Annotated in this window: 23 protein-coding genes; 9 read left to right on the top strand and 14 right to left on the bottom strand. The window is 40.5% G+C overall.

The window, feature by feature from the left end:
• Nucleotides 1-4: 4 nt before the first annotated feature.
• The 8 genes from fruB to DPV92_RS02260 form a co-directional block, all read right to left on the bottom strand.
• Entirely contained in the window at nt 5-1,510 is a 1,506-nt protein-coding gene (gene fruB, locus DPV92_RS02295; protein ID WP_111353477.1) for a fused PTS fructose transporter subunit IIA/HPr protein, read from the bottom strand.
• A 216-nt stretch (nt 1,511-1,726) separates the two neighbouring features.
• Complete coding sequence (locus DPV92_RS02290; RefSeq protein WP_005708435.1) at nt 1,727-2,098, bottom strand: copper resistance protein NlpE; 372 nt, start codon at nt 2,096-2,098, stop codon at nt 1,727-1,729.
• Nucleotides 2,099-2,115: 17 nt separating this feature from the next.
• Nucleotides 2,116-2,424, bottom strand: coding sequence for a DciA family protein (locus DPV92_RS02285; RefSeq protein ID WP_039851299.1), 309 nt, complete (start codon nt 2,422-2,424; stop codon nt 2,116-2,118).
• A 36-nt stretch (nt 2,425-2,460) separates the two neighbouring features.
• Nucleotides 2,461-3,333: an SAM-dependent methyltransferase TehB gene (tehB, locus tag DPV92_RS02280; RefSeq protein WP_111353476.1), complete on the bottom strand. Its 873-nt coding sequence runs from the start codon at nt 3,331-3,333 to the stop codon at nt 2,461-2,463.
• 119 nt (nt 3,334-3,452) lie between these two features.
• A complete protein-coding gene (locus tag DPV92_RS02275; RefSeq protein ID WP_111353475.1) occupies nt 3,453-3,764 on the bottom strand; it encodes an HI1450 family dsDNA-mimic protein in 312 nt (103 codons plus the stop codon).
• A 12-nt stretch (nt 3,765-3,776) separates the two neighbouring features.
• The gene (rsmD, locus tag DPV92_RS02270; protein ID WP_111353474.1) at nt 3,777-4,385 is read right to left on the bottom strand and encodes a 16S rRNA (guanine(966)-N(2))-methyltransferase RsmD; all 609 of its coding nucleotides are present in this window, start codon (nt 4,383-4,385) and stop codon (nt 3,777-3,779) included.
• An 82-nt stretch (nt 4,386-4,467) separates the two neighbouring features.
• Nucleotides 4,468-6,636 carry a heavy metal translocating P-type ATPase gene (locus DPV92_RS02265; RefSeq protein WP_111353473.1) on the bottom strand — a complete coding sequence of 723 codons (2,169 nt, stop codon included), beginning with the start codon at nt 6,634-6,636 and terminating at the stop codon, nt 4,468-4,470.
• Nucleotides 6,637-6,650: 14 nt separating this feature from the next.
• Nucleotides 6,651-6,848 (bottom strand): heavy-metal-associated domain-containing protein, encoded by a 198-nt coding sequence (locus tag DPV92_RS02260; protein ID WP_111353472.1) that lies wholly within the window; start codon nt 6,846-6,848, stop codon nt 6,651-6,653.
• 86 nt (nt 6,849-6,934) lie between these two features.
• Between DPV92_RS02260 and DPV92_RS02255 the strand changes: the two genes are divergently transcribed.
• From DPV92_RS02255 to mutT, 4 genes are all read left to right on the top strand, one after another.
• Nucleotides 6,935-7,321 (top strand): Cu(I)-responsive transcriptional regulator, encoded by a 387-nt coding sequence (locus tag DPV92_RS02255; protein ID WP_111353471.1) that lies wholly within the window; start codon nt 6,935-6,937, stop codon nt 7,319-7,321.
• A 99-nt stretch (nt 7,322-7,420) separates the two neighbouring features.
• Complete coding sequence (secM, locus tag DPV92_RS02250; RefSeq protein WP_005708569.1) at nt 7,421-7,735, top strand: secA translation cis-regulator SecM; 315 nt, start codon at nt 7,421-7,423, stop codon at nt 7,733-7,735.
• 38 nt (nt 7,736-7,773) lie between these two features.
• A complete protein-coding gene (gene secA, locus DPV92_RS02245) occupies nt 7,774-10,464 on the top strand; it encodes a preprotein translocase subunit SecA (RefSeq protein ID WP_111353470.1) in 2,691 nt (896 codons plus the stop codon).
• Between the two features lie 95 nt (nt 10,465-10,559).
• A complete protein-coding gene (gene mutT / locus DPV92_RS02240) occupies nt 10,560-10,967 on the top strand; it encodes an 8-oxo-dGTP diphosphatase MutT (RefSeq protein WP_111353469.1) in 408 nt (135 codons plus the stop codon).
• Nucleotides 10,968-11,052: 85 nt separating this feature from the next.
• Here the strand turns inward: mutT and ispF are convergent, their stop codons facing one another.
• From ispF to ftsB, 3 genes are read right to left on the bottom strand one after another with little or no spacing between them, the layout of a single operon-like run.
• Nucleotides 11,053-11,529 carry a 2-C-methyl-D-erythritol 2,4-cyclodiphosphate synthase gene (gene ispF / locus DPV92_RS02235; protein WP_111353468.1) on the bottom strand — a complete coding sequence of 159 codons (477 nt, stop codon included), beginning with the start codon at nt 11,527-11,529 and terminating at the stop codon, nt 11,053-11,055.
• Nucleotides 11,530-11,552: 23 nt separating this feature from the next.
• Nucleotides 11,553-12,230 carry a 2-C-methyl-D-erythritol 4-phosphate cytidylyltransferase gene (gene ispD / locus DPV92_RS02230; protein ID WP_111353467.1) on the bottom strand — a complete coding sequence of 226 codons (678 nt, stop codon included), beginning with the start codon at nt 12,228-12,230 and terminating at the stop codon, nt 11,553-11,555.
• Between the two features lies 1 nt (nt 12,231).
• The gene (gene ftsB, locus DPV92_RS02225; protein ID WP_111353466.1) at nt 12,232-12,513 is read right to left on the bottom strand and encodes a cell division protein FtsB; all 282 of its coding nucleotides are present in this window, start codon (nt 12,511-12,513) and stop codon (nt 12,232-12,234) included.
• Between the two features lie 232 nt (nt 12,514-12,745).
• Between ftsB and pckA the strand changes: the two genes are divergently transcribed.
• Nucleotides 12,746-14,356 carry a phosphoenolpyruvate carboxykinase (ATP) gene (gene pckA, locus DPV92_RS02220; protein WP_111353465.1) on the top strand — a complete coding sequence of 537 codons (1,611 nt, stop codon included), beginning with the start codon at nt 12,746-12,748 and terminating at the stop codon, nt 14,354-14,356.
• 111 nt (nt 14,357-14,467) lie between these two features.
• Here pckA and DPV92_RS02215 read toward each other — a convergent pair whose 3' ends face one another.
• Together DPV92_RS02215 and DPV92_RS02210 are read right to left on the bottom strand one after the other, a co-directional pair.
• A complete protein-coding gene (locus DPV92_RS02215) occupies nt 14,468-14,854 on the bottom strand; it encodes a hypothetical protein (protein ID WP_111353464.1) in 387 nt (128 codons plus the stop codon).
• Nucleotides 14,855-14,885: 31 nt separating this feature from the next.
• Nucleotides 14,886-15,443 carry a TorD/DmsD family molecular chaperone gene (locus DPV92_RS02210; protein ID WP_111353463.1) on the bottom strand — a complete coding sequence of 186 codons (558 nt, stop codon included), beginning with the start codon at nt 15,441-15,443 and terminating at the stop codon, nt 14,886-14,888.
• Nucleotides 15,444-15,517: 74 nt separating this feature from the next.
• Between DPV92_RS02210 and nfo the strand changes: the two genes are divergently transcribed.
• Entirely contained in the window at nt 15,518-16,363 is an 846-nt protein-coding gene (gene nfo, locus DPV92_RS02205) for a deoxyribonuclease IV (RefSeq protein WP_111353462.1), read from the top strand.
• Between the two features lie 105 nt (nt 16,364-16,468).
• Nucleotides 16,469-17,050 carry a C40 family peptidase gene (locus DPV92_RS02200; RefSeq protein WP_111353461.1) on the top strand — a complete coding sequence of 194 codons (582 nt, stop codon included), beginning with the start codon at nt 16,469-16,471 and terminating at the stop codon, nt 17,048-17,050.
• Nucleotides 17,051-17,272: 222 nt separating this feature from the next.
• Here the strand turns inward: DPV92_RS02200 and DPV92_RS02195 are convergent, their stop codons facing one another.
• Nucleotides 17,273-17,956: a 2,3-diphosphoglycerate-dependent phosphoglycerate mutase gene (locus tag DPV92_RS02195; protein ID WP_005708618.1), complete on the bottom strand. Its 684-nt coding sequence runs from the start codon at nt 17,954-17,956 to the stop codon at nt 17,273-17,275.
• Between the two features lie 183 nt (nt 17,957-18,139).
• Here DPV92_RS02195 and envC point away from each other — a divergent pair, with 183 nt between their 5' ends.
• Nucleotides 18,140-19,315, top strand: a complete 1,176-nt coding sequence (gene envC / locus DPV92_RS02190; RefSeq protein ID WP_111353460.1) for a murein hydrolase activator EnvC — start codon at nt 18,140-18,142, stop codon at nt 19,313-19,315.
• A gap of 228 nt (nt 19,316-19,543) precedes the next feature.
• The gene (tamA, locus tag DPV92_RS02185; protein WP_404810733.1) at nt 19,544-21,280 is read left to right on the top strand and encodes an autotransporter assembly complex protein TamA; all 1,737 of its coding nucleotides are present in this window, start codon (nt 19,544-19,546) and stop codon (nt 21,278-21,280) included.
• Nucleotide 21,281: the final 1 nt, after the last annotated feature.

Here is a 21,281-nt window from a genome sequence, read left to right as displayed (position 1 = left end):
CGCCTTATTTCTCGCCTAAACCAGCCGCAATTGCAGCACCAATGCCATCAAGTGCGACTTGAGCATCTTCACCTGTTGCCACAAAACGTAAAGTTGTGCCTTTGGTGACACCAAGTGCCACGATCTTCATTAAGCTTTTTGCACTTACAAGCGGTGAGTTCTTATCAACGTTTTGCACTTCAATTTTTGAAGCATATTTTTTCACTTCATTGACTAACACCGCACTTGGACGAGCATGTAAGCCGTGTTCGTTTTGAATAACAAATGACGCTTCTAATGCACCTTCAGCTAAAACAGGTGCTTGTTTTGCTACGGATTGAGCGGTAGTTGGTGCAGTTTGAGCTACGTTACCTTCGATAGTATCAGCCACTTCTGGTACGAATGACACACTTTCGCCTAACCCTGTTTCAAACGCTTTCGCAAGCGTTTCCATTGCTTGTTGAGCATCTTCGCCTTCCGCCACAAAACGTAAACGAGCACCTTTCGAAGCTCCTAATGCTACTACTTTCATTGTACTTTTCGCATTCGCAGGCGCTGTGCCACGGTCTAAGTTTTCCACCGTGATTTTCGCCGCAAATGGTTTTAACGTTTGTACTAACACAGCAGATGGGCGAGCGTGAATCCCGTTTTCGTTACGTACGGTAAATGTACCAATCACTTGACCAGCTGAAGAAGCGGTCGAATTTACTGCAGGATTTGCAGAAACAGATACCGCTTCACCGTTGAATAACGCCACGATTTGTGCTGCTGTGGCTGCTGCTAATTGAGTGCGAGTTTCCGCATTTAATAGACGAGCAAGCTGTGTTTCTAAGCCGCTATCAACAGCCGCCACGCTGACTAAAGTTTGACCTTGCGTACTACGCGCCACCGCAATACCGTTGGCTAAATTGCCTTTTGCACTATCTACAATAAACACATTATTGCCTAACGCAAGCGGAGCTTGAGCCACTACATCGCTGATGAACTGTTGATTAACATAGCCTTTTTCTTGTAACTTACCTGCATTTACTGCCGATAAAGTAATCAGGCTTGAAGTGTCGAGATTTAAAGAAAGGTTTTCTTCTGCAATCGCAGGGAGGGTTTTCTTGCCACTTAAAATGTCTGCAAATTCTTGTACATCTTGTGTTTTTGCTAATTTTTCAGCCGCTTCTTCATCACTTAATACTGTGGTTAATTGACGAAGTAAGGTTAAATGCTCATCCGATTTTGCCGCAATACCGATTGCTACATAAGCTGTATTGCCTTCACCCCATTCAATGCCTTGTGGGAATTGGATGATTTGCACGCCGGTTTCTTTCACTAAACCACGTGTGTCTAACGTACCGTGAGGAATGGCTATCCCGTTGCCTAAGAAAGTCGAAGTTTGTTGCTCACGTGCAAGCATACCTGCTTCATAACCATTTTCAACATTGCCATTTGCAACTAAGCCCGAAGCAACTAATTTAATTGCTTCTTCTTTGTTTGCGGCACTGCCATTTAAACGGATATTTTTTGCCGATAAATTAAGCATTTTTGCTCCTTAATAAAAGGTAAGTTTAAAATTAAAAAATGATGGCGATTGTACCCCATTTTAGCTAAACCGTTCTAGCAAAAATCAAAAAAGAGCGAAAAAATCTTGATTTCTCACGATTTTTTCGCTCTTTTGTAACATTTATTTTACTTTAATTACAATTAAATACATAATTAAAAAATTAATATTTTTGTTTAAATTAAAGCAACAAATAAATTATTTTTTCATCAATTTATAATTTAACTGCGTATTAACAACAGGATTACCATCCGCATCTAAAAGCTCAGCATAACTATCTGTTACTTTTAATAATAAATTGCCTGAGTCTTGTTCTAAACGAATTACGTCAGATTTTTGTTTATCCCAAGCAAATTTACCTTTATCAATAAAGGGATATTGTTTACCATTTTTAAAATAAACGGTGTTGTATTGATAGGTATTATCTGCGTTTAGCACCAATTCAGCTTGGATTTTGTCGCAGTCGGTGCAAGGTAGTTCGCCTTGATAAGTGCCTGCAACATTTTTATTTGGAACCATTGAACATGCACCTAATAAGCCTACGGTTAAAACTAATGCGATTTTTTTCATCGTGGCAATCTCCTTAATTAGCTCAATTTGAAATCGGGATTGATTTTAAAAACACATTCATCAATCTGGGGGGAAACTTTTTGGATTATTGGAAGTAGTTGTGTCTGCTGCATCTGCAAACCCTGCGAAATAGTTGCATTTGGCACTTCAATAATTAGTTGATTTTCCACTAAATTAACAATGCGATAAAGTTTACGGAATTGAGCGGGCAAAAGCGACTGAATTTTCTCGTTAAGCTCGTTCAATTGATTTGCTCGTTGGACAATCTTAATCAGACTGGAGTTCTCCAAAATTTCCGTAATGTTTTTTATTGCGTAATTTTTCATCAAATTTGAACATTTAAAATAATCCCAATCTTACCGCTATTTTAGTTTTTTTGCCAACATTGTTGCAAAACGGAGCTGAATGCGGTTTCCTTCGCTGTCGGTTTTGTGTAAATGCCCTAAATCTTCGTTATATTTCACTAATTCCCAATCTTGGTAATAGTTCGCCAATTCGCTCTCTTTGAAGGTAAATGAGAACGGCATTGGGCAAGGATGATCTTCGGTGCTCATTGCGCACACGATTAAGTTATACCCGCCCACTTTGGTGTTTTTCTGCATATTTTCAATAATAGCTGGAATGCGATCACGATTAAGGAACATCATTACTACCGTTGAAACAATCAGATCAAATTCGCCTGCTTGAGAGCCAATCGTTGCGTCATTGATGTCATAAACGCCTGTTGAAATATTTGAGAGTTCTTCTTTTTCAATAATACGGTTTAAGAAATCGATGCTATCTTCGTTGTGATCGACCGCGGTAACATCAAAACCAAGCAAGTTTAAATAGAGTGAGTTACGACCGCGTCCGCAGCCTAAATCCAATGCTTTTCCGCCTTTCACATAATTAACTGCGTTTAACACTTCAGAATGTGTGGTGGTTAGGTTATATTTTTTCGCATAAAAATCTTCAGGCGTGCAGTAGAAAGCGAGCTGGCAGGTTAAATCATCAGAAAGAGCTTGGACTTTGTGCCAAACTTGAGGTGCAACAAAAGGCGGCTGATGTTCGGTATCAAACACGGTTTCGCTTAACACTTCGCCATTTTCAGTCAATTCAAAATATTTTAATGAACCGCTCAAAATGGTTAATTTTGCCCAAGTGCCGACTTTAGTGTTGTGCTGTTCTTGGAACATTTGCGGGAGTGTGTTGGCATTCCAAACAGGCATTTGTTTATAGCAGATTAAATTTTCCATAGGATTTCCTTTCTTTAAGTAATAATAAAGCTATCATTATTCTATCACTTCGCATTTTCTGGGCAATAAAAATCCGACTAATTTAGTCGGATTTACCTCATTTTAGGGATATTTGGAAATTACTCTTTCCACACTACGTGATATTCGCGGTTTTCTTCCTCGTGAGAAATCAAGAATTTCGCAAATACATCATCCATTTCATCTTGGTCATTGACTAAACCGACCCAAACTTCCACAAAAGCATCTGGGTCGATTATTGTACCGATTTCTTCATCCCAATTGTCTGCTGTTTCCACCATTTCGACCGCACCGCGATCTTCAAATTGCAGATTAAATAATAAAATATCGGCAGGATCTAAATTCTCGCCGGCTATTTCAAGGAAAATATCGTATGCAATATCAATTGCTTCATCTGGAGTTAATTTTTTCATTGTATTCTCTTTTTAAATGGATGTTACTTGAATTAAACAGCTGGTTACCATTCCCGCTGATTTTTCTTTAATGATTTGCCAATTTTCGGCTAAAAGTAAAGGTGGATGATTTTTCTCTGTTTCTACATAAATTAACGCATTTTCTGCCAACCAATTATTTTGCTGGAGCAAAGTCAATACATGTGGGACAAAATTGTGATGGAATGGCGGATCAATAAAAATAATCTCGAAAGGCTCAGTACTGTTTTTTTGCGATAAATAAGTGAGCGTATCGGTGTTAATCACTGTGCCTTTATCCGTTTTTAAACTGGCTAAATTTTTCTTTAATTGCTGAGCAGCATTAGCAAATTTTTCTAAAAAAACGACCGCTTGTGCTTGACGAGAAAGGGCTTCAATCCCAAGCGAACCACTGCCTGCAAAGCAATCTAAGCATCGAGCATTCGCCACATCCATCATCAACCAGTTAAATAACGTTTCCTTTACTCGGTCGGTTGTCGGGCGTAACCCCTCCGCATTGAGCACGGGTAATTTCCGACCACGCCATAAGCCAGCAATCAAACGCACTTCGCCCATTGCTTTTGAGGTTTGTTTTTGCGGTTTTGAATTTGGTGTTTTTCGCATAATAAAATTGAAAGTAAAAAGAGGTTTATTTTAGCCTAGAGAACGTAGAAAGGTCTAGTTTCTCAACTAGACCTTTTATGAACTATCTCAACAACCGCTGGCTATTCAACACCACCGTAATGGATGACATCGTCATCGCAATGGCGGCGATCATTGGGTTGAGCAATGTGCCCGTGAAGGGATAAAGCACACCCGCAGCAACAGGGATGGCAATCACATTGTAGAAAAATGCTCCTGTCAGACTCTGTTTCATATTACGCAGCACACGTTTTGAGAACGGTAGAATGTCTGCAATCGGTTCAAGCCCTGCTCGTAAGAGTGAAAGATCGGCGGTTTCAATCGCGATATCTGAACCTGAATGCATCACAATACCTACGTGAGCTTGAGCAAGGGCTGGGGCATCATTGATGCCATCTCCTACCATTGCAACGATCTTGCCTTGCTGTTGCAATTGATGAATTTTCTCTGCTTTTTGCTCTGGCAAGACATCCGCAATCACACCATTTAAGCCAAGCACTTTGGCGAAATACTCAGCCGTCGATTTTCTATCACCCGTGAGCATATAGCATTGGTAGCCTTCCGCTTGGAATTTTGCTATGACCGCTTTACTTTCTACTCGCAATTCATCCGCAAGTGTGAAGACCGCTGCGAGCTGGTTATTCACGCTTAAATAAATTTGAGTTGAAGCATTATGGGTTTGCAAATTAAGTGAAGAAATCAACCGCTCATCAAGTTCCAAGAACGCTAAATTTCCCATTTTGATCATCTGGCCATTCCATTCACCCGTAATGCCTAAGCCTTTGACTACATTGATATTGCTGATTTCAAGGCTTTCTGCTTGTTCGGCAAATCGTACAATGGCTTTAGCAATTGGGTGGGAAGCCTGTTGTTCCAAACTTTTGGCTAATCCCAAAAGCTTACTCTCATTGCCTTGTAAGGCAGTAAATTGGGTGACAGTCATCTCACCTGTAGTAAGCGTTCCTGTTTTATCAAACACGAGCGTATCGATTTCACTGCTGGCTTGCAAAGCATCAATATTTTTAACCAATACGCCTATTTCTGCAGCACGTGCTACACCCGCAATGGTGGAAAGCGGAATCGCTAAACCGAGTGCACAGGGACAAGCAATAATCAGCACCGTAGTAAAGACTGACAAGGCAAAGGCAAAATCTTTGCCAAGTGCAAGCCAAATCAGACCACTAATCACGGCAATTGTCACGACTATAGGCACAAAAATAGAGGCGATTTTATCTACCAAGTGTGCTAGTGGTGGTTTACTACTTTGTGAGTGGCGAACAGCGTTGATGACCCGTGCCAATGCCGTTTGTGAGCCTACTTGCTCGGCTTTGTAAATACCAGAACCGTCTTGAATGAGCGTACCAGCGTGGACTTTATCGCCTACTTTTTTCTCAACAGGCAAGGCTTCGCCCGTAAGCATGGATTCATCGACCCAAATAATACCGTCGGTTAAGACACCATCTACCGCCAAGCGATCACCCGTTAAGACTTGTACTAACATATCGGGCTTAATACCTTTAACTGGAATGGTTTTTGCAACATTCTCTTCAAAAATAACCGCTTGTTTTGGGGCTAAATCAAGCAATTTCTCAAGAGCAAGCGACGAGCGTTGTTTTGCTTTCAGTTCTAAGAATTTGCCTAAATTGATAAAACCTAAAATCATCACGCTGGCTTCAAAATAGACGTGGGCGTGCTCCTGTGGGAAAAGCAACAAACCGAACGAATAAAACCACGCGATACCTGTGCTCACCGCAACGAGCGTGTCCATATTTGCTGCTCGATTTTGTAGGCTTTTCCACGCACCGATAAAGAAATCTTTACCTGAAAAACACATTGTCGCAAGGCTAACAAAGGCAAGTGCAAACCAAGTAAGATGATTGCGTTCAGTGACCATCATACCGATAAACATTCCCACAACCATTAAGCTAAAACCAACAATTAACGCCAAAGTAAATTGCCATTTTTTATGGTTTAAAATTGCTTTGGTTTGGGCTTGCTGTTTGGTGCGACGTTCCTCTTCGCTTTCCAACATTTCTGCACCAAAGCCTATTTTTTCGACCGCTTGAATAATCGCTTGATGATCGGCATTCCCCTCTACGAAGGCAGTTTGATCGGCAAGATTGACTGAGGCAAAATTGACTCCTTCAACTTTGCCAAGTGCTTTTTCAACACGGCGAACACAAGCGGCACAATGCATGCCGCTAATTAAAAGTTGAGTTTCTGAGTTAGACATGGTCCCTCTCCTTATTACAAAGTCGCTTCAAAACCCATTTCATCTACTGCATCAATCAATGCTTTTGGATCAGGATTGCCTTCAACGACTGCTTGTTGGGGTTCTAAAGAAACGCTTACACTTTCTACGCCCACCACTTCACGCAAGGCTTTTTCTACGCTTTTCACGCAGTTGCCACAATGTAACCCGTCTAATTTTAAGATAATAGTCATAATAAACTCCTGTTAAATAGTAAATGACAAATCAAAAGATTGGGTATATGCTAAACCTTAACCATAGGTTAGAGTCAAGAAGAAAAATGAATATTAGTCAAGCATCGAAAAAAACGGGGCTTTCCGCCAAACAAATTCGTGATTATGAAGAAGCGGGCTTATTACCGAGAGCTTGTCGAAGTGAATCAGGCTATCGTATTTATACCGAAGCCGATTTGGAACGATTGCATTTTATTTGTAATGCACGCAAAGTAGGGTTCTCTTTGGCTCAAATCACACATTTATTAGCATTAAATGATGACCCGCATCGTACCAGTCGCGAAGTAAAACAGCTTACCGAGCAACATATTTTAGCGTTGGAACAGAAAATCCAAGATTTACAGCAGATGCTGACCTTATTGAAAGGTTGGAATAAAACTTGCTGCGGAAATGACAATCCAGAATGTGCCATTTTGAGCGGATTGCACAAATAACCGCTAAAATTAACTTGAATTTACATAACTTGACCGCATTAACTTAGCCTTTCTGGGCAAATTAACATATAATACCACTTGATTTTTTAGGTATTTTTAATGAGTTTATTTAATCACTTTCACCGCAAACCATTATTATCGCAGTTCCTTTTAGGAATTCTTGCGATTTTTTCGTTGCCTGAAATTCAGCCAATCCCTGAAAGTGAACAGACCATTTTAAATCAACCGCTTGTTCAAGCTATTACAGCAGAAGCTGAGCAAGAACAGCACTTATTTCTAGCTGAATCCAAGCCAGAAAATGTTGCAAGCGAAGTACAAGCGGTCGAAATTACCCCATTTTTTGCAAAAGCCTTTCATTTTGATGGCGATTTAAACCATCCTATTCGAGCGGGACCCGCATTGTTTATCGCTTAAAATTTTATGTATCAATCTAAACAAAATAAGGATAAACAATGATTTCAAAAGTATTAACCGCGATTTTCGGCTCAAGCAATGAACGCACTTTAAAACGCTTACGCAAAACCGTAGCAAAAATTAACAAATTAGAACCCACTTTCGAGCAACTTTCAGACGAGCAATTACAAGCAAAAACCGCTGAATTTAAAGAACGTTTGAGTGCGGGCGAAACCTTACAAGCCATTTTGCCAGAAGCCTTTGCAACTGTACGTGAAGCAAGTAAACGTGTGATGGGTATGCGTCACTTTGATGTGCAATTGATTGGCGGTATGGTGCTGACTGACCGTAATATCGCAGAGATGCGTACGGGTGAAGGCAAAACCTTAACCGCAACGTTACCTTGCTATTTAAATGCATTAACAGGAAAAGGCGTACATGTCGTGACCGTAAACGATTACTTAGCACGACGCGATGCGGAAACGAACCGTCCGTTATTTGAATTTTTAGGCATGAGCGTAGCGGTAAACGTTCCAGGAATGTTGCCGGCGGATAAACGCGAAGCCTATAAAGCGGATATTACCTATTCGACCAACAGCGAACTTGGTTTTGACTATTTGCGTGATAACTTGGCTCACGATAAAAATGAGCGTTTCCAACGTGAATTGCACTATGCGTTGGTGGATGAGGTGGACTCAATCTTAATCGATGAAGCACGTACGCCATTAATTATTTCAGGGCCAGCGGAAGATGCGACCCAAATTTATCAAGCGATTGACCAAGTCATTCCGCATCTAACTTTCCAAGAAAAAGAAGATAGCGATGAATATACGGGTGAAGGCGACTACACGCTTGACTTAAAAAACAAACAAGCACACTTAACCGAACGCGGTATGGTGAAAGTGGAAAACATCTTAACCCAAATGGGTTTGATGCAAGAAGGCGAGAGCCTTTATCAGCCAGCTCGTATTTCACTTTTACATCACACTTATGCAGCACTACGTGCACATAAATTGTTCGAAAAAGATGTGGATTATATCGTTGAAAATGGTGAAATCGTGATTATCGACGAACATACAGGCCGTACAATGGCAGGACGTCGCTGGTCTGATGGCTTACACCAAGCAATTGAAGCCAAAGAGCACGTAAACATTCAAGGCGAAAACCAAACTGTTGCTTCAATTACTTACCAAAACTACTTCCGCTTATATGAAAAATTGGCGGGGATGACAGGTACGGCAGATACCGAAGCCTTTGAATTCCAACAAATTTATGGCTTGAACACGGTGGTTATCCCAACTAATAAACCTGTGCTGCGTAAAGACCACACCGACTTAATGTTCAAGAGCGAGCCAGAAAAATTTTCAGCGGTAATCAAAGATATTCAAGATTGTATTGCTCGTAATCAGCCTGTATTGGTGGGGACGGCATCAGTTGAAAAATCAGAAGTGCTTTCTAATTTACTTAACAAAGCCGGCATTGCACATAACGTATTGAATGCGAAATTCCACGCACAAGAAGCGGAAATTATAGCTGATGCGGGCTTACCAGGTGCGGTAACTATCGCAACCAATATGGCGGGGCGCGGTACGGATATTGTGCTTGGTGGTAATTGGAAAGCGGAAGTCGCAAAATTAGAAAATCCAACCGAAGAGCAAATCGAAGCTATCAAAGCAACGTGGAAAGAACGTTATGAAACAGTGATGGCAGCAGGTGGTTTACATATTATCGGGACAGAACGCCACGAATCACGTCGTATTGATAACCAATTGCGCGGTCGTTCAGGCCGTCAAGGCGACCCTGGTTCATCACGTTTTTATTTATCATTGGACGATCCTTTAATGCGTATTTACCTCAACGAAGGCAAGCTCAATATGATGCGTAAAGCCTTTACTGAGGAAGGTGAAGCGATGGAGTCAAAACTGCTGACTAAAGTGATTGCCTCAGCACAAGCGAAAGTAGAAGCACATAACTTTGATGGTCGTAAAAACTTACTTCAATACGATGACGTGGCAAATGAGCAACGTAAAGTGATCTACGAACAACGTAATTACTTACTTGAAACGGACGACGTTTCGCCAATGATTGAAACCATCCGTGATGATGTGTTTAACCAAATCATTAGCCAGTATGTTCCACCTCAATCTATCGAAGAAATGTGGGATATTGAAGGCTTAGAAGTGCGTTTAGATCGTCAATTCGGCATGAAACTGCCAATTCAACATTGGTTAGAAGATGAGCCAGATCTGCACGAGGAAACATTACGTGAACGTATTCTGAACATTGCGAAAGAAGAATACAAAGCGAAAGAAGCGATTGTAGGAGAAGAAGTGATGCGTAACTTTGAAAAAGGTATCGTATTACAAACTCTTGATGAACTTTGGAAAGAACACCTTTCTGCAATGGATTATCTCCGCAAAGGGATTCACTTACGCAGCTATGGTCAGAAAGATCCAAAAAACGAGTACAAAAAAGAGTCGTTTGCCATGTTTACTGAAATGTTGGATCTACTAAAAAACAACGTCATCAGCGTATTAAGCCGTATTCAAGTGCGTAGCCAAGCAGAAGTTGAAGCTGAAGAGCAAGCTGCTCAGCAAGCACAAGAGTCAGAGGCTGAACAGGCAGTAGATATGGACAACCTGACCGAAGAGCAATTAGCGAACTTAAATATTAGTCGCAACGATCCTTGCCCTTGCGGTTCAGGTAAAAAATACAAACATTGCCATGGCAGCAAAGCGAAATATGCGTAAGTAATAACACAAGCGGTCTAATTTTGTAAAAGATTTGCAAAATCAGACCGCTCTTCTATATAAACTTTATCCATTAAAAAGGAAGAAAAACCACTATGTCAAAACCCATTGTTCGAGTTGCCGCAGGCATTATCCGCAATGAATTTGGACAAATTTATTTAGCTCAACGCCTTGAAGGGCAAGATTTCGCTCAATCCCTCGAATTTCCTGGCGGAAAAATTGAACCGTACGAAACTCCAGAGGAAGCAGTAAAACGCGAACTGGAAGAAGAAGCAGGCATTCAAGTATTAAGTGCATTCCCCTACGAGCATTTCCAATTTGAATACCCAACAAAAATTATAGAATTCTACTTTTTCTTAATCGAAGAGTGGATTGGCGAACCTTTTGGACGCGAAGGACAAGAAGGCTTCTGGATTGCTCAATCTGAGCTAGATGAAGGGCAATTCCCTCCTGCAAATGAGAAATTGATTGGGAAGTTGAAGGCAGAACCAATGCATAGATAATTTGAGGTATAGTAGACTACTTTTGTCTACTATGCCCTAATTTCAGCTTTGTAAAAGTGCTGCATAATACCACTATTTTTACTTATTAAATTTTGGTTAACAATACCACCGTTTCACACGCAATGCCTTCGCCACGCCCTGTAAAGCCTAATTTTTCAGTTGTCGTCGCTTTTACATTCACTTGCATCACATCGCATTGCAAATCATCGGCAATGGTTTGACGCATTTGGTCGATATAAGGTCGCATTTTCGGCGCTTGTGCAATAATGGTTACATCTACGTTGCCTACTTTATAACCTTGCTCACGCACATGGCGATAGGCTTCAATCAACAATTTACGGCTGTCGGCATTTTTGTATTGCATATCAGTATCAGGGAAAAGTTTACCAATATCACCTAACGCGACTGCGCCTAATAATGCATCTGTTAAGGCATGTAACGCCACATCTCCATCACTATGGGCAATAAATCCTGTGTGATAAGGCACTTCCACGCCACAAATCATCAATGGGCGAGCTTGCCCAAAAGCGTGTACATCAAAACCGTGTCCAATTCGAATCATTTTTTAACCCTCATCAATCTATCTTAATCGTTTCTTGTTAAATAAAATTCCGCCAACGCTAAATCTTCGGGGCGGGTAATTTTGATATTATCAGCTCTGCCTGCAACCAATTGCGGATGGAAACCGAGAAACTCCATAGCAGAAGCTTCATCAGTCACTACCGCATTTGCAGCAAATGCCTCAGATAATGCTTTTTTTAATCTCTGAGCAGGGAAAAACTGCGGAGTTAATGCGTGCCATAAGGTTGAACGATCTTCAGTATGCGAAATCATTTTGGCATCTTGGGTGCGTTTCATTGTATCAATCGCAGGTGTGGCAAGAATACCTCCCTGCTCATCTTCAATTTGCAAAAGTTTGTCTAAATCAGACCGCTTTAAGCAGGGGCGAGCAGCATCGTGCACTAACACCCAAGCATTTTCTGGCACGTTTTGCAATGCATTGAATACTGAATCTGCACGGGTTTCACCCCCAAAAACCACCTTAACTTTCGAATCTTGTAATAAGGCTATTTCAGGATAGTATTGATCTTCTTTTGAAACCGCAACTACCACTTTTTCAATGTACGGATGAGCTAAGAAAATCGAAAGCGTATGCTCTAAAATTGTTTTACCAAGCAGTTTAAGATATTGCTTTGGTATATTGGATTTCATTCGGCTGCCCACACCAGATGCTGGAATAATCGCAAAAATTTGTCTGCTCATTTTATTTCCCATTTTTAGGAATAATGCGGTAGAACACTTCATCTGATTTCACCATTTCGTGTTCTGTACGGGCACGCTCTTCTAAGGCGTTCACACCGTGTTTTAAATCGTAAATTTCTGCTTCAATTAAACCATTACGAATTGCCAAGCGCTCATTCTCTTTTTTGACTTCTTCCAAGTTTACTGAAGCTGCTCGATAATCATTCCACCCATTTTCGCCAAACCAGAAATTATATTGAAAGAAAATCAGAAGAAATGCTAAAAACCCAACTAATACACGCATCTTTTTCTTGTTCCTTATTTAAAAAGCGGTAGAATTTTACCGTCTTTTTACAAAAAATGGAAAAGTTTGTTATTGCCAGAAAAATCATTCATGTAAACGGAGCAAAAACTTCAAATCTTTTTCAATTTTTTTTCACTTTTTTCAAAAATGTGAAGTAGTTGGCATTTTTTTTAATCATAACGGGGTAGAATTGCCCTAATTCTTAAATACACACATTGGAGTGAGGTGATTTATGTTAAATCGTATCGAACAAGAACTTGCAGAACTCGGCATTACGAACGCCAAAGAAATTGTGCGTAACCCAAGTTACGAACAGCTCTTTGAGGAAGAGATGAACCCAAATTTAGAAGGTTATGAGAAAGGTTGCTTGACGAATTTAGGTGCCGTTGCAGTAGATACAGGGATTTTTACAGGTCGTTCACCGAAAGATAAATATATCGTCTACGATGAAACTACCAAAGATCATATTTGGTGGACAACCGATGAAGTAAAAAATGATAACAAACCAATGAGCCAAACCACGTGGCAAAGTTTGAAAGAGTTAGTCACTCACGAACTTTCAAACAAACGCTTATTCGTGATTGATGGTTTCTGTGGCGCAAGCCCTCGCCATCACATCGCTGTTCGTATTATTACGGAAGTGGCGTGGCAAGCTCACTTTGTAAAAAATATGTTCATTCGTCCAACAGAAGAACAGCTCAAAGACTTTAAGCCAGATTTCGTCGTAATGAATGGTTCAAAAGTAACCAATCCAAACTGGAAAGAACAAGGCTTAAATTCTGAAAACTTTGTGGCGTTTAACCTAACCGAAGCGGTACAACTTATTGGTGGTACTTGGTACGGTGGAGAAATGAAAAAAGGGATGTTCTCAATGATGAACTTTCTCTTACCATTAAAAGATATTGCTGCAATGCACTGCTCTGCAAACGTAGGTAATGATGGCGATGTAGCGGTATTCTTCGGTTTATCTGGTACAGGTAAAACCACGCTTTCAACTGATCCAAAACGTAAACTTATTGGTGACGATGAACACGGTTGGGACGATGAAGGTGTATTCAACTTCGAAGGCGGTTGCTATGCGAAAACCATCAACCTAAGCGAAGAAAATGAACCAGACATTTACCGTGCAATCCGTCGCGATGCGTTATTAGAAAACGTGGTTGTACGTGAAGATGGTTCTATCGACTTTGCCGATAAATCAAAAACAGAAAACACCCGAGTGTCTTACCCAATTTATCACATTGATAATATTGTGGAACCTGTATCAAAAGCAGGTCACGCGAAAAAAGTGATTTTCTTAACCGCAGATGCGTTTGGTGTATTACCGCCTGTGTCTAAACTTACACCAGAACAAACCAAATACTACTTCTTATCTGGTTTCACGGCAAAATTAGCAGGTACAGAACGTGGTATTACTGAACCAACACCAACCTTCTCTGCATGCTTTGGTGCAGCATTTTTAACGCTTCACCCAACTAAATATGCAGAAGTGTTAGTGAAACGTATGGAAGAATCTGGTGCAGAAGCTTACTTAGTGAACACAGGTTGGAACGGCACAGGTAAACGTATCTCAATTAAAGATACTCGCGGTATCATTGATGCGATTTTAGATGGTTCAATCGAAAAAGCAGAAATGGGTGAATTACCAATCTTTAACTTGGCAATTCCAAAAACTTTACCAGGTGTAGATACCCATATTTTAGACCCTCGTAACACTTACGAAGATAAGGCACAATGGCAAGCAAAAGCAGAAGATCTAGCGGGTCGTTTTGTGAAAAACTTTGTAAAATACACAACCAATGACGAAGGTAAATCATTAGTTGCGGCTGGTCCGAAATTATAATCTTTGGTGAAATATATAATGAAAGCTAGGCGTAAAAGCCTAGCTTTTTTTCATTTACATATAGGTTGGCGTAGTTTTTAACAAACTAGCAACTATCTATTAGTAGAAAATTTACCAACAAATGTAACAATAATGCCACGGCGATCCCCAATATGGGCGTTCAAAGCGGTAATATTGTTGCATCTCTTCTACTTCAGCTTGTGCTTTATAGCTATCCCACGCCATTTTGTGGCAAGCTTGGAAAATCGGATTTTGGATTTTTTCCGCATAGGCTTTATCCAATTTTTCCTTTTCTTCAGCTGTTTGGCTAACTGGCGGATTAAGTTTTTGCTCCATCAGTGAAGCAGTTTCTGCATCACACTGTTTGGCTAATTCAATTGAAAGCAGCTGTTGAGCTTTAATTTTCTCTGCTTCTCTTTGTGCTTTTTGTGCTGGTGTTAAGGCACAGCCTGTCAATGCAAGGCTCACTAAAATGGTGGTGAGATGTGAGTATTTCATAGCACCTCCTTAAAGGTAAATTAAATCTATTTTAAATCTCTTCATCGTCCAATTCATCCGCCATTGCACTCAATGCTTCGCGGGTAAGTTGGGCTAGCACTTTGTAAAATCCGTTATCTTTTGTTTCCACCAAACCTAAAAATTTATTCATACAAGGCAGAAGATATTCTTCAAACAGCATTTGCTGAGCTTGGATGGAATCAAGATGATCTTCAATCCAAGATGCGGTAAGCAATAACAAGGCTACGTGATCGGCTTGCTCTAATGCAGGCATTCCACGTTCATTTCTAAAGGTAATAAAATCTTCCACAGAAAATTTATAAGCTGAAATAGCGGTCGGAATTGCGCCATTTTCTGCAAAAAGTGCTTGATAGCTTGAGGTTAATTCTGTAGGGTTAGCCTGTTTTTCTAATAGAGTGAGCGAAAGTTCGCTTTGGCTATCGGTGTTTAACGCCCATTGCTGGCGCAATCCGCCTTGAGTAAGCCACGCGAAGGTGTCCGCTAATATGGGATCGTTTGGTTCGCGATAAAACAGGTTACCGAATAGACGGCATAAAAGTGAAAAATCATTAATGTGAGTGTTGCTCATAAAATAAACCGAAAATATTGAGTGAATGACACTATTCTACACGACTTTTATAGAACACAATAAGAGGAAATACAATGAAATATATTGGGGCTCACGTGAGTGCATCAGGTGGTGTTGAACAAGCCGTGTTGCGAGCGGTAGAAATTGGCGCGAATGCTTTTGCGTTGTTTACCAAAAATCAGCGTCAATGGAAAGCACCGCCATTAAAAGCGGAAACTATTGAGAAATTTAAACGTTTTTGCCAAGTGCATCATTTCACTGCTGATCAAATTTTGCCACACGACAGCTATTTAATTAACTTAGGCAGTCCAGAGGCAGAAGGCTTAGAAAAATCGCGTAACGCCTTTATTGATGAGATGGAGCGAGCCAATCAATTGGGTTTAAAGCTGCTAAATTTCCACCCTGGCTCTCATTTAAACAAAATATCTGTGCAAGATTGTTTGGCAAGAATTGCCGAGTCAATCAATATTGCTGTGAGTAAAGTACCAAATGTAATTGCCGTGATCGAAAATACGGCAGGGCAAGGATCAAATTTAGGCTATCGTTTCGAGCATTTAGCGGAGATTATTGAACAAGTGGACGATAAAAGCCGTGTTGGGGTCTGTTTAGATACTTGCCACACATTCTCTGCGGGTTACGATATCAGCTCTCTTGAACAATGCGAAAAAACCTTTACAGAATTTGAGCAAGTGGTAGGCTTCGAATATTTACGCGGAATACACCTCAATGGCTCGAAAACGCCATTAGGCAGTCGAAAAGATCGTCACGATACCTTGCGAGAAGGCACTATCGGCACTGCATTTTGCGAATTTATTATGAAAGATGACCGCTTTGATGGCATTCCAATGATTTTGGAGACGATAAATCCCGATATTTGGGCAGAAGAGATAAAATTTTTACGGACATTGACGAGAAAATAGTTTATACTCATCAAACCAGTTTTCGCAATAAATTTTTATTGCATATTGATCAATTTTTTTTAATAGGAACGAAACACGCTTAAGTTGTTCTGGCGAGACAAAATTATGAATAAAAAACTCCCACTTTTCACTAAACTGAAACTCTCATTAGTTGTACTTTTTGCAGGCTTTACGTTTCAAGCAAATGCGAGTTTAAGTAGTACTTCAACCCATCAAGTTAAAGCACGTATTGTGGCTAAAACTGCAACAGCAGAGCAGATTGAACAAAATGCGAAAAGCAAATTTGTGAAAGTAAATGCAAACCAAACCCCAAATACGACCGCTTCAAAAAATAGCTCACAAAAGGTAAACCAAGTTTATCGCCAATGGGTTGGAACGCGTTACCACTTAGGTGGTACAGGTGTAGGTGGAATTGATTGTTCAGCTTTTGTACAAAAAACAATGAGTGGTGCTTTCAATATCCATCTTCCTCGTTCAACTGCTGAGCAACGTCATTCAGGGCGTTCTATTTCTAAATCGGATTTACAGCCTGGAGATTTAGTCTTTTTCCGAAAGAATAACCACGTAGGTGTGTATATTGGTGGAGGAAAATTCGTTCATGCTAGCACAAGCCAAGGTGTAACAACAAGCTCTCTTTCTGAAAGCTACTGGTCAAGAACTTATACTCAATCACGCAGAGTGCTTTAAGATTTATTATAATAGATAAAAGCAAAATAATTGCTAAAAGAGGAATTGAAGCCCCATAGTTCAAGGCTTTAGTTCCTCTTTTAGCAATTATTTTGTCTACTATGCCATGTCTGCCTATCTGTTACCATAAAAAAATCTACACTTTAATCAGTGGATGTTTAATCCAACTTTTAGAGTGCAGATTATTTTTATTTTAAGCTTTCTATTCAATTAGTTTTTAACTTATAGATAGAATTTCTCTACAAAGTTTAATTTGTCATCTAGTTTTAATACTAATGGCTGACCCGTTGGAATTTCGAAATCCATAATTTCAGCATCAGAAATACCGATAATGTGTTTTGCTAACGCACGTAATGAATTACCGTGAGCCGTTACAAGCACACGTTTACCAGATAATAATGCTGGTGCGATTTGGTCTTCCCAGAAGGGTAAAACACGTTCTAATGTGATTTTTAAGTTTTCTGCGTTTGGAATCACATCTTTTGGTAAGTGTGCGTAACGACGGTCGTTGTGTGCGGAATTTGGGTCTTGCGGATCTAAATCAGGAGGGGAGATATCGTAAGAACGACGCCATATGTGAACTTGCTCATCGCCATATTGTTCTGCTGTTGCTTTTTTGTCTAAGCCTTGTAATGCACCGTAGTGACGTTCGTTTAAACGCCAGTTTTTCACTTGAGGAATCCATAATTGGTTAGATTCTTCTAATACGATATTACAAGTTTTGATTGCACGTGTTAACACAGAAGTAAATGCGATATCGAACTCATAGCCTGCGTCTAATAATTTTTTACCCGCCGCTTTTGCTTCTTCGATACCACGTTCTGTTAAATTAACATCACGCCAACCTGTAAATAAGTTTTTAGCATTCCATTCACTGAAACCGTGACGAATAAATACTAATTCCATAGGAGCTCCTATTAAGTTGAGTTGATTATGAAAACTCAGTATTTATAGCAAAAAATCCCTGATTTTTAAAGGGTAAAGCACTTTCTTTTTGTAAAAGCGTGTAAAAAGTCGTAGAAAAGCTGATTTTCCTCAAAAATTTCACTAGAATAGCAACATTTATATCTGCTTGCTTAAGGAATTTTTGTGAAAATTCGCTACCTTTTCGTTCTCATATTTAGCTTATTTGGTTTAAATAGCCTAATTGCGATAAGTCACGCCAATCAACTTTCTGAAATCAATCAAAAAATCGAAAAACAGAAAAGTAAAATCAATGAAAGCCGCCAAAAACGTAATGCGTTGCAAACTACACTTAAACAGCAAGAAGTGGAAATGGGGCAAGTCTTTACTAAACTAAAAGATACTGAGAGTTCATTGGCGGATATTCGGGCTTCAATTAAACGCACTGAACAAGAGATCCAGCGGTTAGAACAGCAAGAAAAAGAGCAAAAAGAGCGATTAAAAGATCAGTTGGATTCGGCGTACCGTTCGGGTATTCATCCTTCTGTGCTTGAAAGGTTGATGTCCGATTCTGCAAAAAATGCAGACAGAATGACCGCTTACTATGAACACATCAATCAAGTTCGCATTGATTTAATTAATGATTTACGCCATACTCAAAAGGAACTAAAAGCGCGTCGCGATGAATTAAAAGGACAGCAGAAAGGGCATCAAACGCAGCTTTCTACCCAAAAGAAGCAAGAGCAAGACTTAAAAAAAGTGCAGCGTGAGCGAGAAAATACATTAAAGGCGATTGATAAAACACTTGAAAAAGACCAAAGTCAATTGGAAGAATTAAGAGCGAATGCGGCAGCTCTTCAACAAAAATTGGTGGCAGCAACGCGCCAAGCAGAAGAGCAAGAAAAACGTGATATTGCTCAGTTAGATGCGAAGAAAAGCAGAGAAGAGAACCGCAAAGCGACAGAAAGTGAGAAGCAGCAAGTACGAGCAGGTAGTGGTTTAGATTCAAGCAAATATTCGATGCCAGTTTCTGGTAAAGTCGTGACTAACTTTGGTAATGGTTGGAATGGTGTCGTGATTTCAGCCAGTGCAGGCACACCAATTCGAACTATTGCTGGCGGTAAAGTGATGGTGGCTGGCTGGCTACAAGGTTACGGCAATGTGGTAGTAATCAGCCACGGTCGTGACGATTTATCCGTTTATGGTTATGCTCAAAGTATTTTGGTGAAAGAAGGTGCTCGCGTTTCCGCAGGTCAAACGATTGCAACCGTGGGGAACTCTGGCGGTCGAAGTAGCCCCGCGCTTTATTTTGGTATTACTCGAGCAGGTGTAGCGGTGAATCCGTTGAGATTGGTGAGATAAATTTATCACTGTTAGTATCACTCTAGGGCTATTGCCCTAGGTTACTCATAAATCAGCAGCCCCTATAGGGCTTAATAACTAAATGATTAGTGTCCCGGAGACATATCTATAACTAACCTAGGGCGTGTAGCCCTAGGTGATTTCCAAGGAAATAACGTGCATTTTAAATTTCGTTTTTTAACACTTTGTTGCCTGATAGCAATCTCTTCATTGAGCTATGCAGAAGAAATCGCAAAAGAGGAAGAAAACTCGACCGCTTCTGAGCCTTCAGAAAATAGCGAACAAGCTCAAGTTGATTTAGAGGTCAGAGGCATTGCAAGCAGAGATAAAGATGCTTGGGCAAACGTGCAGATTTTTTTATCGCAAATTGCACCCGAATATGCCGATGGTTCCGAGCGTTACCAATATTTAGTCAAAAATGCGGTCGATAAAGGTTTGCGCGCGAAAGGTTTTTACAACACAAAATATCAGTTTGTGTTAGAACCGCGCAAGGGCAAAAAGCCGATCTTGGTGTTAAATGTTGAGCTGGATAAAGAAACCATCAAAATTGATGAAACGGATGTACAAATTATTGGCGAGGCGAAAACCGATCCGGATTTTGAACATCTACTCACCACCGTGCCGAAAAAAGGGGCGACTTTATATCATCGCGTTTATGATAATTTTAAAAGTAGCTTAGAAGGGCTTGCCTTCAAAAAAGGCTATTTTGATGGGCATTGGCTCTATCATCGTCTTGAGGTGTATCCAACTGAGCATTCCGCCGATTGGCGATTAGGCTATGACAGCGGTGAGCGTTATCGTTATGGAGAAATCGAATTTACCGATAACCAAATTCGTGAAGATTATTTGCGGAATATTCTTAAAATCCATACGGGCGAGCCATACAACGGCAACGATTTAACCACGCTGACTTCAGATTACACATCAAGCAATTGGTTCTCTTCCGTGTTGGTTGAACCAAAGCTAAATGAAGAGCAGAAAACAGTGGATCTCAATATACTCTTTCAGCCTCGTAAACGCAATGAGATGGAAGTCGGTTTAGGTTTTGCAACCGATGTGGGGCCACGTTTGCAATTTAACTGGAAGAAACCTTGGATTAACAGTCGTGGGCATAGTTTTGAATCCCGCACTTATATTTCTCGCCCTGAACAGACTGCAGAATTTGGCTACAACATTCCTGTGCGAGCAAACCCAATTCATTATTATTACCAAGTGTCTGGCGGCATTGAGCGTGAAGATCAAAATGATACCAAATCAACCGCGGCAACCTTGGGCTTAATGCGGTTTTGGACACGCGAAACAGGCTGGTCGTTTTCGGCTGGCGTGAAAGCCCGTTATGATTCCTTTACGCAAGCGGATATTTCGCATAAAACGCTGCTGATTTACCCAACAGCATCATTAAATCGTACCCGTTCAGATGGACGTCGTTTCCCATTGTGGGGCGATACGCAAAAATTAACGGTGAACTGGGGTTCAAAAGATCTGACTTCGGATGTTAATTTTTATAGCTGGAAACTGGCTACCGCTTGGATTCGAACTTACTTTAAAAATCACCGCTTTGTATTGCGTGGCGAAGTGGGCAGTATTCACACCAAAGAATTTGAACGAATCCCTCCTGCGTTACGCTATTTTGCGGGGGGGGATATGAGCGTGCGAGGCTTTGGCTACAAAGATATTTCACCACGCGATCCCCATAATGGAAAACGGCTCGGCGGTTCGCGCTTAGCCACAGGTTCGGTAGAATATCAATATCAAGTTTACCCAGATTGGTGGGCAGCCGCTTTTTATGATACGGGATTAGCGTCTGACAAATTCAACAGCAAAGATTTACACTCAGGGGCGGGTATTGGTGTGCGTTGGGCATCCCCCATTGGTTCCATCAAACTTGATGTCGCAACTCCTGTAAAATCGCCAAGTAATAAAAAAGGCGTGCAAATTTATATCGGATTAGGTTCAGAACTTTAGT

The organism is Pseudohaemophilus paraphrohaemolyticus, assembly GCF_003253115.1.
Classification (GTDB): Bacteria; Pseudomonadota; Gammaproteobacteria; order Enterobacterales; family Pasteurellaceae; genus Haemophilus_A; species Haemophilus_A paraphrohaemolyticus_A.
This window is presented reverse-complemented; position numbering and strand designations above follow the sequence as displayed.